The organism is Streptomyces sp. NRRL B-1140 (genome assembly GCF_001280065.1).
Lineage (GTDB): Bacteria > Actinomycetota > Actinomycetes > Streptomycetales > Streptomycetaceae > Streptomyces.
In genome coordinates this window covers 1-324 of the sequence record NZ_LGEA01000027.1, presented here as the reverse complement: position 1 = coordinate 324, position 324 = coordinate 1, and the positions used below count along the sequence as shown (strand labels likewise).

Annotated in this window: 1 protein-coding gene; it reads right to left on the bottom strand. The window is 70.7% G+C overall.

The window, feature by feature from the left end; all coding sequences use genetic code 11:
* Nucleotides 1–30: 30 nt before the first annotated feature.
* Nucleotides 31–189 carry a hypothetical protein gene (locus ADK65_RS38420; RefSeq protein WP_159038721.1) on the bottom strand — a complete coding sequence of 53 codons (159 nt, stop codon included), beginning with the start codon at nt 187–189 and terminating at the stop codon, nt 31–33.
* Nucleotides 190–324: the final 135 nt, after the last annotated feature.

Here is a 324-nt window from a genome sequence, read left to right as displayed (position 1 = left end):
GGTCCAGAGTCTTGGGAGGCGGGCCGGAGCTCAGATGGGCGGGAGGCGGATTTCGTCGTGCCGGGGCCGGTTGAACGCCTGCCACCGTTCGGAGTAGGACAACGCGGCCGCCACCGAGAACAGCCGCACCTCCCCCGCGCCGGCCTTTCCGGGCGCGACGGGCCGGACGGGGTCGGAGTCGTAGCCCAACTTCGCGAAACTGGTCGAGCGGGACGCCGGTCTGGGACTCCACCAACAGGTCGTCCATGTGGACGCCCACTGTGTCCGATTCCACGGGGCCGTTTTCGGGAGGGGCGGCGAGGCAAAGGGCGGGCAGGCAGACGC